This window comes from Mycobacterium sp. GA-1841, assembly GCF_001954135.1.
In the GTDB taxonomy this organism is placed as follows: domain Bacteria; phylum Actinomycetota; class Actinomycetes; order Mycobacteriales; family Mycobacteriaceae; genus Mycobacterium.
On record NZ_MBEQ01000017.1, the window covers coordinates 89422 to 104654 of the forward strand.

At 68.6% G+C, this 15233-nt stretch carries 14 protein-coding genes and 1 other RNA gene; 4 read left to right on the forward strand and 11 right to left on the reverse strand.

Translation table 11 applies throughout. From position 1 onward, the window contains the following. Nucleotides 1–1515 carry an alpha/beta hydrolase gene (locus tag A5740_RS04800; protein ID WP_217696682.1) on the reverse strand — a complete coding sequence of 505 codons (1515 nt, stop codon included), beginning with the start codon at nucleotides 1513–1515 and terminating at the stop codon, nucleotides 1–3. Nucleotides 1516–1580: 65 nt separating this feature from the next. Then, nucleotides 1581–2981, reverse strand: a complete 1401-nt coding sequence (locus A5740_RS04805) for a wax ester/triacylglycerol synthase family O-acyltransferase (protein ID WP_076191915.1) — start codon at nucleotides 2979–2981, stop codon at nucleotides 1581–1583. 158 nt (nucleotides 2982–3139) lie between these two features. Between A5740_RS04805 and panB the strand changes: the two genes are divergently transcribed. Beyond that, nucleotides 3140–3979: a 3-methyl-2-oxobutanoate hydroxymethyltransferase gene (gene panB / locus A5740_RS04810; protein ID WP_076192236.1), complete on the forward strand. Its 840-nt coding sequence runs from the start codon at nucleotides 3140–3142 to the stop codon at nucleotides 3977–3979. Here panB and A5740_RS04815 read toward each other — a convergent pair. After that, on the reverse strand, nucleotides 3973–4404 hold the full coding sequence (locus tag A5740_RS04815; protein ID WP_076191917.1) for a MarR family winged helix-turn-helix transcriptional regulator: 432 nt from the start codon (nucleotides 4402–4404) through the stop codon (nucleotides 3973–3975). The two genes, panB and A5740_RS04815, sit on opposite strands and share 7 nt — an antisense overlap. 89 nt (nucleotides 4405–4493) lie before the next feature. Here A5740_RS04815 and A5740_RS04820 point away from each other — a divergent pair, with 89 nt between their 5' ends. Next, on the forward strand, nucleotides 4494–5357 hold the full coding sequence (locus A5740_RS04820) for an oxidoreductase (RefSeq protein WP_076191918.1): 864 nt from the start codon (nucleotides 4494–4496) through the stop codon (nucleotides 5355–5357). On the opposite strand, the gene A5740_RS04825 is transcribed toward A5740_RS04820, so the two are convergent. Both A5740_RS04825 and A5740_RS04830 read right to left on the reverse strand, forming a co-directional pair. After that, nucleotides 5354–6139 (reverse strand): enoyl-CoA hydratase/isomerase family protein, encoded by a 786-nt coding sequence (locus tag A5740_RS04825; protein WP_076191920.1) that lies wholly within the window; start codon nucleotides 6137–6139, stop codon nucleotides 5354–5356. The genes A5740_RS04820 and A5740_RS04825 overlap by 4 nt on opposite strands. A gap of 9 nt (nucleotides 6140–6148) precedes the next feature. Beyond that, entirely contained in the window at nucleotides 6149–6844 is a 696-nt protein-coding gene (locus A5740_RS04830; protein WP_076191921.1) for a TetR/AcrR family transcriptional regulator, read from the reverse strand. 97 nt (nucleotides 6845–6941) lie between these two features. On the opposite strand from A5740_RS04830, the gene A5740_RS04835 reads away from it, so the two are divergent. Further along, entirely contained in the window at nucleotides 6942–8444 is a 1503-nt protein-coding gene (locus A5740_RS04835; protein ID WP_076191923.1) for a CYTH and CHAD domain-containing protein, read from the forward strand. An 8-nt stretch (nucleotides 8445–8452) separates the two neighbouring features. Here A5740_RS04835 and rnpB read toward each other — a convergent pair. Together rnpB and A5740_RS29375 are read right to left on the reverse strand one after the other, a co-directional pair. Beyond that, nucleotides 8453–8846: RNase P RNA component class A (gene rnpB / locus A5740_RS04840), an RNA gene on the reverse strand. A 111-nt stretch (nucleotides 8847–8957) separates the two neighbouring features. Next, nucleotides 8958–10511 carry a bifunctional NAD(P)/FAD-dependent oxidoreductase/class I SAM-dependent methyltransferase gene (locus A5740_RS29375; RefSeq protein ID WP_076191924.1) on the reverse strand — a complete coding sequence of 518 codons (1554 nt, stop codon included), beginning with the start codon at nucleotides 10509–10511 and terminating at the stop codon, nucleotides 8958–8960. Nucleotides 10512–10559: 48 nt separating this feature from the next. Between A5740_RS29375 and A5740_RS04850 the strand changes: the two genes are divergently transcribed. After that, nucleotides 10560–11141, forward strand: coding sequence for a helix-turn-helix domain-containing protein (locus A5740_RS04850; RefSeq protein ID WP_076191926.1), 582 nt, complete (start codon nucleotides 10560–10562; stop codon nucleotides 11139–11141). Between the two features lies 1 nt (nucleotide 11142). Here the strand turns inward: A5740_RS04850 and A5740_RS04855 are convergent, their stop codons facing one another. Genes A5740_RS04855 through cobC form a run of 4 tightly spaced genes read right to left on the reverse strand, consistent with a single transcriptional unit; the run spans nucleotide 11143 to nucleotide 15131 of the window. After that, nucleotides 11143–12240, reverse strand: a complete 1098-nt coding sequence (locus A5740_RS04855; protein ID WP_076191927.1) for a bifunctional RNase H/acid phosphatase — start codon at nucleotides 12238–12240, stop codon at nucleotides 11143–11145. Next, nucleotides 12237–12965, reverse strand: coding sequence for a zinc ribbon domain-containing protein (locus A5740_RS04860; RefSeq protein WP_076191929.1), 729 nt, complete (start codon nucleotides 12963–12965; stop codon nucleotides 12237–12239). The genes A5740_RS04855 and A5740_RS04860 overlap by 4 nt, the downstream gene beginning before the upstream one ends. A gap of 52 nt (nucleotides 12966–13017) precedes the next feature. Then, nucleotides 13018–14139: a Nif3-like dinuclear metal center hexameric protein gene (locus tag A5740_RS04865; protein ID WP_076191931.1), complete on the reverse strand. Its 1122-nt coding sequence runs from the start codon at nucleotides 14137–14139 to the stop codon at nucleotides 13018–13020. Then, nucleotides 14136–15131, reverse strand: a complete 996-nt coding sequence (gene cobC, locus A5740_RS04870) for an Rv2231c family pyridoxal phosphate-dependent protein CobC (RefSeq protein WP_083653943.1) — start codon at nucleotides 15129–15131, stop codon at nucleotides 14136–14138. Before cobC ends, A5740_RS04865 begins: the two co-directional genes overlap by 4 nt. Nucleotides 15132–15233 lie beyond the last annotated feature (102 nt).

A 15233-nucleotide genomic window follows, 5' to 3' on the forward strand; every position in this document is an offset into this window, starting at 1 on the left:
TCAGCAGCGGGTTCCGGCAGGCGGCACCGTCACGTCGATCAGATAGGTCGCGGCGATGTCGTCGATGCACTTGTTGCCCTGGAACACCACCGTGTGCTGGGTGCCCTCGAAGGTCACCAGGGTGCCGTCGAGTTGCCGAGCCAGGTCCACCCCGGCCTGGTACGGCGTCGCCGGGTCGTTGGTGGTCGAGACGACCAACGTCGGAGGCAGACCCTGCACCGAGATCTCGTGCGGCTTGCTGGTGGGCGGCACCGGCCAGAAGGCACACGTGCCGAGGGGCGCATGGCCGGTGAACTCGCCGTAGCTCATGAACGGGGCCACCTCACGGGCGCGGCGGTCCTCCTCGACGACGGTGGCCCGGTCGGTGATGGCGGGCTTGTCCACGCAGTTCACCGCGACCCGCACATCGGTCGAATTGTTGTAGTGGCCGTTGGCATCTCGACCCATGTAGAGGTCGGCCAGCGCCAGCATCACGTCGCCGTTGCCCTTCTTGAGCCCGGTCAGGCCCTCGGTCAGGTGGCGCCACAGGTTCGGTGAGTACAGCGGCAGGATGGTGCCCACGGTGGCGTCGCTGTAGCTCAGGCCGCGGTCGTCGCGGGTGCGGGCCGGGTGTTCCACGAGCGGGTCGACCAGGCTCTTGTACACCTCGACAGCCTTGGCCGGGTCGGTGCCCAGCGGGCAGTCGGGATTCTTGGCGCAGTCGGCGGCGTAATCGTCGAAGGCCTTCTGGAACGCCGCCGCCTGCCGGATGTTCTCCTCCACGGGATCGGCGTTGGGGTCGACGGCGCCGTCGAGAATCATGGCGCGGACCTTCTGCGGGAACTGCTCGGCGTAGGTGGCGCCGATGCGGGTGCCGTAGGAGTAACCCAGGTAGGTCAGCTTGTCGTCGCCGAGTGCGGCGCGGATCGCGTCGAGGTCCTTGGCGACGTTCTCGGTGCCCACGTTCTCCAGGAACTCGGTGCCCATCTTGTCGACGCAGCGCTGGACGAACGCCTTGGTTTCGTTCTCCAGGTGCTCGACACCTTCCGGGGTGTATTCCACCGTGGGATCGGCGCGCAGCCGATCGTTGTCCTCGTCGGAGTTGCACCACACCGCCGGCGTGGAGGAACCCACGCCACGCGGGTCGAACCCGACGATGTCGAAGCGGTCCTTGACCGACTGCGGCAGGCTCGACAGCAGCGACACCGCCGATTCCACGCCGGACTCACCGGGGCCACCGGGGTTGATCACCAATGAGCCGATCTTCTGACGTGCCGCCGGGAAGCGGATCATCGCCAGCCGGGCCACGTCACCGTCGGGTTGGGCGTAGTCGACCGGCACCGACAGCATGCCGCATTCGGCTCCGTCGGGGATCTGCACGTGGTCACCGGCACCGGCGTTGCACGGCAGCCATTGCACCGGCGTGCCGGGCCGGGGCACGGCGATCTGGGCCTGCCCGTCGATCACCTGGGTGCAGCCCGCCGCTGCCAGCGCCGTCACCGCCAGCAGCGCGCCGAACCTCGTCCTGACCTTCATGGCTGACCATGCTGCCATGGCGTGACATCGCCGCAGGCCCGGCCTACTGGCCGGGGACCGCGACACTACCGGGGCCGTCGGGTGGCGGCCAGGAGTTCTTCGAGTGCGACGTGGAAGTCGTCGGCCATATCCCACAGGTCAGGCAGCAGATCGGGGCACGACATGATGCCCACGTCGAGCATGCCGGTCAACGACATCACGGTGATGTTCAACCCCGAGCCGTGGAAGATCGGCCCGAGCGGGTACATGGCCTTGACCTCGCAGCCCAGCATGTACAGCGGCACCTGCGGACCGGGCACATTCGAGATCACCAGGTTGTGGACCGGTTTGGCGCCGGACAACCGGCTGGCTGCGTACACCCGCATCGCCGAGCCGAACACTGCCGGTGCCGCGAACTGGGTCCAGTCCTGCAGCAGGGTGGCCCCGATCGCGGAACTGTGTTGTTTGGCAACCGAATTCGAGGCGGCGATGGCGCGCAGCCGCTCGGCCGGGTCATCGATGTGGGTTTCCAGTTTCGAGAACATCCCGGAGACCTGGTTGCGCCCGGGCCGGTCGGAGCGATCGTGCACCGACACCGGCACCATTGCCACCAGCGAGCTTTCGGGCAGTTCGCCTCGGTCCTGGAGGAACCGGCGCAACACCCCGGACACCAGCGCCATCACCACATCGTTGACCTTGACGTCGAAGTGGTTCTTGACCGTCTTGATGTCCTCGAGGTCCATCTGGGCGAAGGCGACGTTGCGGGCGCCGGTGATGTTGGTGTTGAACGCGGTTTTCGGCGCGTTGAACGGCGCGGCCATGGCCTGCCCGTTCAGCGCCCGGCGGACCGTGTCGATGACGGTGTTGGCGGTGGATGGCAGCACGTTGGCCAGCCTGAGTGGACGCGCCGCGAACCGCAGCGCACCGCTGATCGCGATCTCGGTCCCGGTGGCGCCGCCGACGCCGTCCACCGGATCGGGCGGCGGGGCGTCGGCTTCGGTGGTGCACAACTGCGACATCAGGTTGGCGCCGGTCACCCCGTCGACCGCCGAGTGGTGCACCTTGGTCATCAGCGCCAGGCGGCCACCGGAGTGGGCATCGGTACCCGCCACGTTCTCGATCACCCACATCTCCCACAGCGGCCGGGTCCGGTCCAGCGGCAACGAGGCGATGTGGCCGCAGATCTCGGACAGTTCGGCCCGCCCGCCCGGGCCGGGCAAGCCGATCCGGTGCAGATGGCGGTTGACGTCAAAGTCCTTGTCCTCCACCCGCACCGGGTGATCGAGGTTGAACCGGCTGTCGGCCAGCTTCTCGCGAAATTGCGGCATTGCCTTGATGGTCAGCGACAGTGCGTCGCGCAGCCGATCGAAGGTGTAGCCGCCCGGCATGGTCGACGCGTCCAGCTCCAGCACCGAGCACACGTGCATCGGCTGTGCGGGGGTTTCGAGGTACAGGAAGCTGGCGTCGAGTCCGCTGAGCCGTTGCATGCCGCTGATGTTAGGGCCCGGTGCCGAGACTGTGAGGAAATCCACTCAAACCCTGCTTTTGCCGGTGTCGGCGACAGTGGCAGACTTGGGATGTCAGCCGAACCCGGGGACCGCGAGGCGGCCTCGAGGATTCGAACCGACCATCACGAGGGACGATGATGTCTGAACAGTCTGTTTATGGTGCCACCGATTCTGCCAAGCCCCGCACCAAGGTGCGCACGCTGACGCTGCAGAAGTGGAAGTCCGAAGGTCACAAGTGGGCGATGCTCACCTGTTACGACTACTCCAGTGCGCGAATTTTCGATGACGCCGGAATTCCGGTGCTGCTCGTCGGCGACTCGGCGGCGAATGTCGTGTACGGCTACGACACCACGGTGCCGATCAGCATCGACGAGCTGATCCCGTTGGCGCGGGCGGTCGTCAAGGGCGCCCCGCATGCCCTGGTGGTGGCCGATCTGCCGTTCGGTAGCTACGAATCCAGTCCGCAGCAGGCTCTCGCGACGGCCACGCGCTTCATGAAGGAGACGGGCGCCCAGGCGATCAAGCTCGAAGGCGGCGAGCGGATGGCCGATCAAATTGCCACGCTCAGCGCTGCGGGCATCCCGGTGGTGGCCCACATCGGTTTCACCCCGCAGAGTGTCAATGGCCTGGGCGGGTTCCGCGTACAGGGTCGCGGCGACGCCGGCGAGCAGACCATCCACGACGCGATCGCCGTGCAGGAAGCCGGTGCGATCGCGGTGGTGCTGGAGATGGTTCCGGCCGAGTTGGCCACCCAGATCACCGGCAAGTTGACCATCCCGACGGTCGGTATCGGCGCAGGCCCCAATTGCGACGCCCAGGTGCTGGTCTGGCAGGACATGGCCGGGCTCACCAGTGGCAAGACCGCCAAGTTCGTCAAGCGGTTCGGCGACGTCGGCGGTGAATTGCACCGGGCGGCAAGCCAATACGCGAGTGATGTGGCAGCCGGAGTGTTTCCGGCCGAGGAGCACTCTTACTGATTCAGGCCGTCGGCGAGCTTGTTGAGTAGCTCGGTCAACAGCAATTTGTCGTCGTCGGTGAAGCCGGCGAACATCTCGTGTGCGGCCGCGCTGTAGTCGGCCCGCCAACGCCCGGCCTGTTCGCCTCCGGCCTCGGTCGTTGTCAATCGCACTGCGCGGCGGTCGTTTTCGTCGGGCGCCCGGGCCACCAGGCCGTCCCGTACCAGTGCGTCAACGAGGGTTGACGCGGTGGCCTGGGTGATGCCCACGGCCCGGGCCACTTCGGCCGACCGTACGGGCTGCAGGCGATCGATCTCGGCCAGCAGCTTGGACCGCGGGGTCGAGACGCCGCAATCGCCGAGCCGTTCATCGAAGGCCCGGACCACCGATTTGGCGGCCCGGCCGAAGGCGTCGGCAAGGGCCGCTGCGGCCTGCTGCTCTTCCACGGATCGGTCCCCTTCGTCTCGTTGACAGAGAATATCAGGGCTCATATAGTTCGACCTCAGATAGTTAGGTATCTAAGGAAAGGTCGGACATGTCCCTCCCCCAGACGTTCCCACTCGGCTCACACACCGTCCGACGCGTCGGATTCGGCGCCATGCAGTTGCCCGGGCCGGGCGTGTTCGGCCCGCCGCGCGACCACGACCGGGCCATCGCGGTGCTGCAGCGCGCCGTCGAACTCGGCGTCGACCACATCGACACCGCGCAGATCTACGGGCCGGCAGTGGCCAACGAACTCATCCGGGAGGCGCTGCACCCCTACCCTCAGCACCTGGCCCTGGTCAGCAAGGTCGGCGGCAAACGCGACGAGCAAGCCAACTGGTTGCCGGCCCAACAGCCCGACGAGCTGCGCCGAGACCTCGACGAGAACTTGAAGACCCTCGACGTCGACCAGCTCGCCGCGGTCAACCTGCGGGTCTTCGGGGCCGGCCTCGGCGCCGCGACCGAAGTGGACCGCCCGCTGTTCGAACAGCAGCTGGACACCATGATCGCCGCGCGCGACGAGGGCCTGATCGCCGGGATCGGGCTGAGCAATGTCTCGCGCGACCATCTGGAGATCGCGCTGGAACGTACCGAGATCGTCTGCGTCCAGAACGCGTACAACCTCGCCGACCGCAGCTCTCAACCGGTGCTCGAGCTGTGCCACGAACGCAACATCGCGTTCGTGCCGTTCTTTCCGTTGGGTTCGGCATTCGCGCCGGACAATCCAGTGCTGGACCATCCGGAGATCCGCCGGGTCGCCGGCGAGCTGGGCCGGACGCCGGCACAGGTCGCACTGGCCTGGACGCTGAGTGCGGCGCCGAACGTGCTGCTGATCCCCGGCACCTCGTCGGTCGAGCACCTGGAGGAGAACCTCGCCGTCGCCGACATCGAGCTGCCGGCCGATCTCACGATCTAGGCGAACTCCGCCTTGCGCTTGGCCAGGAACGCGTCGACGCCCTCTCGTCCGTCGGCCGAATTCGCCCGCTCGGCGATGAACCGGGCTTCGGCCGCCATCTGCTCTTCGAGGCTGTTCTTGAACGAGGACACCAGAAGTGACTTGACCACACCGTTGGATCCGCCGGATCCGCCGACCACCTGCTCGGCCAGTTTCGTGGCCCGGTCGGCCAATTCGTCGCCGGCGACGACGTCGGTGAGCAGTCCCCACTCCAGGGCCTCGGTGGCCGAGAGTGTGCGGTTGGTCAGGATGAGTTCCTGCGCCCGGCGTAGCCCGACCAGGCGCGGCAGGTGGTAGGAGGCGCTGCCGTCGGGGCTCAGCCCCACCTTGGTGTACGCCATGGTGAAGGTGGCGGATTCGGCGGCCACCACCAGGTCACCGGCCACGGCGAGGCTGAATCCGGCGCCGGCAGCGGTGCCGTTGACCGCGGTGATCAGCACGGCATCCATCCGGGCGAACGACGAGATGGCCTGATGCAGATCGTCGGCGACGCCCTTGATGAACTGGCCCCGGTCCGGTGCGGTGGAAAATGATTTGAGGTCGCCGCCCGCGCAGAAGAAACGACCGGCGCCGGTCAGCACCACGGCCTTCGTCCCGGGGGTGTCGCAGCGCCGGGCGGCGTCGGCAAGCTCGCGAGTCATGGTGTCGTTCATGCCATTCGCGGCGTCCGGCCGGTTCAGCGTGATGTGCGCGACGGCGCCGGACTGCTCGAACGAGATGGCTTCATACGTGGACTCGGTCACGTCCGCACTTTAGCGGGCCGGCCGTTGGGGCGGTGGCACACCCAGCCGAACCGCGGTGGCGCGCACCAGCGGGGCGAAGTCGCCGTCGAAGCCGAGGAGGCGCAGCGCCCCCTCCCCGATCACCCACGGCTGCGCCGGGGTGCTCTCGATCTCGTCGGAGCGGCAGTTGATCACCGATTCCACCAACCGGAACGGCAGGTCGGCAGCGTCGGGCGGGCCCGCGCATTCGGTGATCACCGCCTCGGACAGGCTGCGGTAGACCGCGCGCAACTCAGCCCGCCGACGACGGAACGGCTCGAATCGGTCGGTGCGCAGCTCGGGCAGCAGATACAGCGCGCCCAGGTTCCACCGGCCGGCGCAGAGCTGCAGCGCATCGGCGATGACGAGGGTGTGCAGACGCTGGACCGCCGGGCCCTGGGCGTCGAGCAGTTCGGTGCCCAACCGCAAGGCCTCGTCGACGGTTCCGCCCAGCAGTGCGTCGAGGATGTCGTCCTTGGTGGCGAAATGGTGGTACAGCGACGCCTGCCGCACCCCGACCGCGTCGGCGATCCGCCGGGTCGAGGTGCTGGCGTAGCCGTGGTTGGTGAACAACTCGGCGGCGGCGTCGAGGATCTCCTCGCGCGCAGTGCGGCCCGGCCGGCGCGGCTGCTCCAGCCGCGGGCGTCCGCGTCCGGCACTGGAGTTCGCCGTTGTGCCATCCCCCATGCGGCAACCCTAAGAGATGCACGGGTCGTGACGGTTGAGGGGATGTGGCACGCTGGTGCCATCCGATTTCCCGCCTCCGGTGCAAGCGAAGGTGACTATGGCCCCCGGCAAGCCCAAGACCGCCAGGTACACCGAAATCGAACGCAAATTCGCGGTCACCGAGGACGCCGGATCGCCGTCGTTCGACGGGTTGTCGGCCGTCGCCGAGGTGGTGCGTGCGGGCACACAGCAACTCGATGCGGTGTACTTCGACACCCCCGACCGTGACCTCGCGGCGCACCGCATCACGCTGCGACGCCGCACCGGCGGAAGTGATGCCGGTTGGCATCTGAAACTGCCTGCGGGCACCGACACCCGCACCGAAGTGCGCGCTCCTCTCGGTACGTCGACCGACACGGTGCCCGAGGATCTCCGCGACGTCGTGCTGGCGATCGTCCGGGACCGCCCGCTGGCCCCGGTGGCCCGGATCAGCACCGAGCGTCGGCTCGAGGTGTTGCACGGGGCCGACGGAACGGCGCTGGTGGAGTTCTGCGATGACCGGGTCACCGCCTCGACCACCGGACCGGATGCCGAGCAACAGCATTGGCGCGAGTGGGAGTTGGAACTGCTGGCCTCCACCGGCACGGTGCCCAAGGGCCTGATGGATCGGCTGTGTAATCGGTTGGCCGACGCCGGGGCCACTCCCGCCGGGCACGGTTCGAAGCTGGCGAAGGTGCTCGGTACCGATCAGGTGCCGGCACCGCAGCCGCCGAGCGATCCGGTGCACCGGGCCGTCGCCGAGCAGATCGAGGAGTTGCTGGTCTGGGACCGCGCGGTCCGCGCGGATGCCTACGACGCGGTGCATCAGATGCGGGTGACGACGCGGAAAATCCGCAGTCTGCTGCAGGCCTCCGAAGACTCGTTCGGCCTGGACGATCACGCGTGGGTGCTCGACGAACTGCGTGCCCTGGCCGCGGTGCTCGGTGGGGCGCGCGACGCCGAGGTGCTGGCCGAGCGTTATCAGCGTGCGCTCGACGAGCTGGCCCCTGAACTGGTCCGCGGCCCGGTGCGTGAACGGCTGGTCGAAGGCGCCAACCGCCGCTACACCGCGGGCTGGCGACGGTCCCTACTCGCGATGGGCTCGCAACGGTACTTCCGGCTGCTGGACGCCCTGGACGAGTTGGTCAGCGCCGAGCAGCCCGAATCTGCCGGCAGCGCAAAGCCTTCGGTGAAGATCGACGCGGCGTACAAACGCGTACGCAAGGCCGCCAAGACCGCGGCCAAGGTGACGGCCGAGGAGGCCGACGCCGCCGAAAAGGACGAGGCACTACATCGAATTCGCAAGGGCGCCAAGCGCCTTCGCTATACCGCTGCGGCCACCGGGGCGGACAAGGTGTCCGAGCGCGCCAAGAGCATTCAAACCCTGCTCGGCGATCACCAGGACAGCGTGGTGAGCAAGGCGCACCTGAGCACCCAGGCCGACGCGGCCCATGCCGCCGGCGAGGACACATTCACCTACGGGTTGCTGTATCGGCAGGAGGACGAGTTGGCCCAGCAGTCACGTGCGCTGCTGGCGGATGCGCTCAAGAAGCTGGACAAGGCGGTCCGCAAAGCCCACTAGGGGCGGGGCGAACGAGTTGGCCTGTAAGCCGGATTCTGTGCCGACTCTCCCTTTGTCAGGAGGGTCGGTGGCGACCATCCATCTGGACACACCGTCACCGGGTGCCTCGAGCGGCCTACCCGCAGGCTCGGGCGAGCAGCCCTCAGGCGCCTGCGCGACCGCAACCAGGTTGCGGCCTTCTTGGCCTTGCTTCGGGTGGGGTTTGCCTAGCCACCCCGGTCACCCGGGGTGCTGGTGCGCTCTTACCGCACCGTTTCACCCTTACCATTGCTGGCGGTCTGTTTTCTGTGGCACTTTCCCGCGAGTCACCTCGGATTGCCGTTAGCAATCACCCTGCTCTGTGAAGTCCGGACTTTCCTCGACGCCGGATTTCTCCGGTGCCGCGGCCGCCCAGCCAACTCGTTCGCGCTGCTCACCGTACCGCGACGGGCCCACCGTTTTCGACACCATGGTTGTTCCTCGTCAAAAGTCACCGCCCTGAGGTCGAAAACGGCGGGTGAATCGGCGGGCGATCTACCCCCGACGCTGCAGCACCATCACGTTGTCGATCAGGGTGCCCGCCTGCCCGTCGGGTCCGGTCGCCTCCCGTCCCTCACTGCCGACGCGGACCCGTTCCCACTCGGTGTCGTCGAGATCCAGGGAGTCGACCACGTCCTCAGCACTGGGGAAGGGGAACTTCCGGATGTGCTCGGGCGCCCAGGGCGGTGCAGCTCCGTGATCGACGACGACGAGCCGACCACCGGGCGCCACCACTGCGGCGGCGCGACGCAACATATCGATCCGGTCCATGAAGATCGGTGATTGCAGGAACTGCGCCGAGACCAGATCGAACGGTCCCTTCGGCAGGCTCTCGGCCAGATCGTGGCGCTCGAACGCGATGCGGTCGGCCACGCCCCGTTCCCCGGCTTCGGCGGCGGCCCGGGCCAGTGCGGTCTGCGAGACGTCGACGGCGGTCACCTGCCAGCCCTGTTCGGCCAGCCAGACGGCGTCGCCACCCTCGCCGCAGCCGAGATCCAACACTCGGCCGGCCGGTAGGTCTGCGGCGATCTTCGCCAGTTGGGCATTGACCCGGCCACTCCAGATCTGACCGCGCTGACCGTAGTGCCGTTCCCAATACTGTGCGGTGACGGCGGTCGGCGCGGGCCATGGCGGCACCGGAAGTCCGACGTCTTCACCCAGCAGATGCTGGACGATGGCGGCGCCGGCCTGACTGCCGGAGGCCACCGCGGCGGCCACCTGCGGCATCTGGGCGCACAGGTCTCCGGCGGCGAACAAACCCGGCACGGAGGTGCGGGCGAACGCGTCGACGATCAGGCCGTCGGCGACGACCGGCCCGGGCGCCGAGACCGCGCCGAGCTGCGCGGCCAGCGGTGAGCGCTGGTGCAGGGTGGCGGCCACCAGCGCCCCGCGCCGGTCCAACCGCGTGCCGTCGGTGAACTCCACGGCCACCAATTCACCGTCCTGGGCGACCAATTCGGCGATCGCGCGCTCGTCGATGCCGATTCCGGCCGCGTCCAGCTTCTTGGCCTGCGCTTCATCCAAGCCACTGTCGCCATCGGTGAGTACCACCAGATCGTCGGTCCAGCCCCGCAACATCAGCGCCATGTGCACCGCGCGGTCACCCTGGGCGATCACCGCGAGCGGCTTGTCGCGGTTCTCCCAGCCGTGACAGAACGGGCAGTGGAAAACCGAGTTACCCCAGAGCTTTTCGAGGCCGGAAAGCCGCGGCGGCCGGTACTCCATACCGGTGGCCAGCAGTACGGTCCTGGCCCGTTCGCGGGCACCGTCGCCGAGCTCGAGTTGGAAACCCGCCTCCCCGTGCACCACCTCACCGGTACGCACCTCGACGCTCGGATAGGCAGCCAGCTCGGTGCGGCCGGCCGCATAGAGTTCGGCGGGCGGACGCCCATCGTGGCCCAACAGGCCGCCGATCCCGTGGGCAGCCAGATTGCTTTGTGATCCCGCGTCGACGAGCAGCACCCGTCGCCGGGCCCGGCCCAGCACCAGTGCCGCGCTCAAACCGGCCGCTCCCCCACCGACGACGATGCAATCCCAAACGTTTTCCATACCATCGAGCTTGCCGAACCGGGCGGCAAAGTGCCAAGCTAATTTGCCATGCAGGCAAACCCCGCCCAGTCGGGTGACATCGACGCGCTGGTCCGGCGTCGGCTTCGCGAGTTACGCGCCGAACGTGGGCTCACCCTGGAGGACGTGGCCCGTCGCGCTCAGATCGACATCTCGACGCTGAGCCGGCTGGAATCGGGCAAGCGCCGGCTGGCTCTCGATCATCTGCCCCGGCTGGCCACCGCCCTGTCGGTCAGCACCGATGAGTTGCTGCGCCCGCCGCAGGCCGAGGACCCCCGGGTGACCGGCGCGTCACACACCCACCACGACATCACCTACTGGCCGTTGACCCGCCAGGGACCGGCGGCCGGGCTGCACGCCTACAAGATCCGGATCAGTGCCCGACGCCGTAAGCCGCCCGCCGAGTTTCCCGTGCACGAGGGCCGCGACTGGATGTACGTGCTGTCCGGTCAGCTGCGGCTGATCCTCGGCGACCAGGATTTCATCGTCAAACCCGGTGAGGCCGTGGAGTTTTCGACGTGGACCCCGCACTGGTTCGGGACGGTCGACGGGCCGGTCGAGGCGATCACCATCTTGGGCCCGCACGGCGAGCAGCTACACCTGCACGCCTGACCTACAGATAGCCGGTCTGGTTCACCAGACGCACCGACGAGCCGCCGTCGGCGTAGAACTCGGCGATCGACAAGGACGCCAGGTCCAGATGCAGCCGGTACAGGATGCCTTCGCCGGCATCGAGCGCCAGCCGCAGAATGGTCTTGATCGGTGTCACGTGCGAGACCACCAGAACCGTTGCGGCCCCGTACTCGGCGATGATCCGGTCGCGGGCCCGGCGCACCCGGTGCGCCACCGCGTCGAAGCTCTCCCCGCCCGGTGGCTCGACACTGGTGTCCCGCAACCAACGCCGGTGCAGTTCCGGGTCCCGTTGTGCGGCTTCGGCGAAGGTCAATCCCTCCCACTCACCGAAGTCGGTTTCGATCAGGTCGTCGTCGACGCGGACGTCGACCCCGAGCGCCTTGGCGGCGGCCGTCGCAGTGTCATAGGCGCGCTCCAGCGGGGAGGTCAGCACCGCCGCGACCCCACCGCGGGCACCCAGGTACCGCGCGGCCGCGTCGGCCTGGCGGCGCCCCTCCTCGGTCAGCACCGGATTCCCACGGCCCGAATAGCGCCGCGCGATGGACAATTCGGTCTGACCGTGGCGCAACAGCAGAAACCGCGTGGGCGCTCCGGTGGCGCCGGTCCATCCGGGCGCGGACAACGTCGGCTTCTCGGCGGCGACGGGTTCTACCGCCGGTGGATCGGTCACGATGCCGGCGGCGGCATCCATGGCCTCGTTGGCCAACCGGTCGGCATGGCTGTTGCGGGCGCGCGGAATCCAGGTGTAGCTGACCCGCTCGAAACCTTCGGCCACCTCGACCGCCCGGCGCTGCAGCGGGATCAGGTCGGAATGCTTGACGCGCCAACGCCCCGACATCTGTTCCACCACCAGCTTGGAGTCCATCGAGACCGCCACCTCGTCGGCGCCCACCTCGGCGGCCGCCTCCAAACCTGCGATGAGACCGCGGTATTCGGCGACGTTGTTGGTGGCCCGGCCGATCGACTCCTTGCGTTCGGCCAGTACCGCGGCATGGTCGGCGTCGAACACCACCGCCCCGTAGCCCGCCGGGCCCGGATTGCCGCGCGAACCTCCGTCGGCTTCGACCAATACCTTCACTGCTTGATCCGCAACAGAATTGCCCCGCACTCGGGGCAGCGCAGCACGTCGTCCTCGGCGGCCGCGGCGATGCGGGCGCTCTCACCGCGGTCGATCTCGATGCGGCAGGCACCGCAGCGGCGGCCCTGCAGCAATCCTGCCCCCGGGCCGCCGCGGGCCCGCTGACGTTCGTAGAGCTCGACGAGTTCGCGGTCGATGAGGTTCACCAGACCATCACGGCGCGTCACCGCCTGGTGGCGGGACTGGTCGATCTCCACCAGCGCAGCGTCCCGGGCCTGCTGCGCCGTCGACAACGCGCTCTGGAGGTCGTCGATGCGCTGCAACGCCTCGGCCTGGCGGCCCGCCAGCTCCTCACGGCGTTCCATGATCTCCAGCAGGGAGTCCTCCAGGCTGGATTGCCTGCGCTCCAACGTTTCCAGCTCGTGTTGGATCTCGGCGACCTGCTTGGCACCCACCGTGCCACCGTCGATCAGCTTCCGGTCGCGGTCTTCGCGCTGGCGCACCGAGTCGATCTCGCTTTCGAGCTTGGTCACCTGGGCATCCAGATCCTCCAAGGCGATGCCCAGAACCGCCAGGCCGTCGTTGGCCGCAGCGTGCTCGGCCTGCGCCTCGTCCACCTGCTTCTGCTCGGCCAGGTGTTTGGCCCGATGCTCGAGGCGCCCGAGTTCGGCATCGACCTCGGTCAGCCCGAGAAGCGAACGTTGTTGTTTTACTTCGGCTTTCATGCCCTGACTTTCATAGTGCTATTGGTTTTCCGGCATTGTTGTGTCATTGCGTTCAACACTCGACGTTCCACGGGTCGGTCCGCACCGAGCTCACCCACACGTCCACGGCATCACCGAACTGCCCACGGAGTACCCCGGCCGCCTGCGCGCACCACGGGAACTCACTGGCCCAGTGCGCCACATCGACCAGGGCCACCGGTGAGGCCCGACGATGCTCGTCGGCAGGGTGGTGACGCAGATCGGAGGTGACGTACGCCTGTACACCGGCGCGCGCCACCACGCCCAGCAGGGAATCACCTGCTCCCCCGCAGACCGCGACCCGCGACACCATGGCGTCGGGGTCACCGCTGGTCCGCACTCCCCACGAGGTGGCCGGCAGTGCGGCGCGGACCCGGGAGGCGAAGGCCGACAACGGTTCCGGGGTGGCAAGTGCACCGATCCGGCCGATTCCCACATCGGTGGGGATCGGTGCCAGCGCGACGATGTCGAACGCGGGCTCCTCGTAGGGGTGCGCGGCGCGCAGTGCGGCCAGCACCGTCGCACGCAACGCCGACGGCGCGATCATCTCCACCCGGTCCTCGGTCACCTGCTCGACGGTGCCCACCACGCCGATCGTCGGGTCGGCCCCCTCGTGCGGCAGGAACTGACCGGTCCCCGTCACACTCCAACTGCAGTGCGAGTAGTCGCCGATGCGTCCGGCCCCGGCGTCGAACATGGCCTCCCGCACCGTCTCGGCGTCGGAGGCCGGCACGAAGACCACCCACTTGTCCAGATCCGGGCCCGGCGCCCCAGGTGAGAGCACGGCCTCGACCCTCAGGTCGAGCGCCTCGGCCAAGGCGTCGGACACCCCGGGCGAGGCCGAATCGGCGTTGGTGTGGGCGGTGAACAGGGCGCGGCCGGTGCGGATCAGCCGATGGATCAACGAACCCTTGGCGGTGTCGGCGGCCACGGTGTCCACCCCACGCAGCAGCAGCGGATGGTGGGCCAGCAGCAGTCCCCGTTCGGGCACCTCGTCGATCACCGATTCGGTGGCGTCGACGGCGATCGTCACCGATTCGACCGGCTCATCGGGATCACCACACACCAACCCCACCGAGTCCCAGTCGTGGGCGAGATGCGGCGGGTAGGCCGCGTCCAACGCGGCGATCACCTCCGCGAGGCGGACCCCACTCATTGCAGCACCTCCGTCATGGCGTCGACCAGCACCGGCCACTCCGGCCGCACCGCGGCGCGCAGGTGGTCAGCCGGCAGGCCCACGAACGTATCGCAGCGGCGCACCGCAATGCCCTTGCTTTCCAGATGTTTTCGCATCAACTCGGCGTCGGGCACGGTGAACAGGACAAACGGCGCGGCGCCGGGCACCACGTCCAGTCCGAGGCCATGCAGCCCGGCAGCCATGGCGGCGCGCAGGTCGGCCAGCCGGCAGGCCCGGTCGTCGGCCTCGGCCACCGCCTCGGGGCTGCTCGCCGAGGCGATGGCCTCCAGTTGCAGCGTGCCCAGCGGCCAGTGCGCACGCGGCGCGGTCAGCCTGGCCAGCACGTCAGGCCCGCCGAGGGCGTATCCGACCCGCAGCCCGGCCAGCGCCCAGGTCTTGGTGAGGCTGCGCAGCACCAGCACGTCGGGCAGAGATTGCCCGGCCAGGGTCTCGGCCTCTCCCGAGATGGCGTCGGCGAAGGCCTCGTCGACCACCACCAGCCGGCCCGGCCGGCGCAGCGCCAGGATGTCCTCGCGGCGGTGCAGCACCCCGGTCGGATTGGTCGGGTTGCCGATCACCACCAGATCCGCGTCCTCGGGCACATCAGCGCCCGTCAGGGCGAACGGTGCGGGCAGCACGACGTGGTGGATCGGCACCCCGGCCGCCTGCAGCACCGCTTCCGGTTCGGTGAACGACGGCGCGATGAGGGCGGCCAGTTTCCAGCGAGTAGCGGAGGCGGATCGCGCATGAACCGGCCGCAACCCGGCCAACAGGGCGAAACCCTCGGCGCCGCCGGCCAGCAGGGCCACCTCGTCCACACCGCGACCGTGGCGCGCGGCGACCGCCTCGACGGCGCGGCGCTGATCGGCCTGGCTCGGGTAATTGCCCAGATCGGGCAGCCGCGCGGCCAGCCGGTCGGTCAGCCAGACCGGCGGACCGCCCGGGCGGACGTTGACGGCGAAGTCCAGCATGCCCGGCAAGGCGGCCTGGTCGCCGTGGTAGCGGGCCGCTGCACGGGTCCCGCCGGGAGGTGGGCACAGCACAGCACGACCCTAATGGTCGGGCCGCCCAGC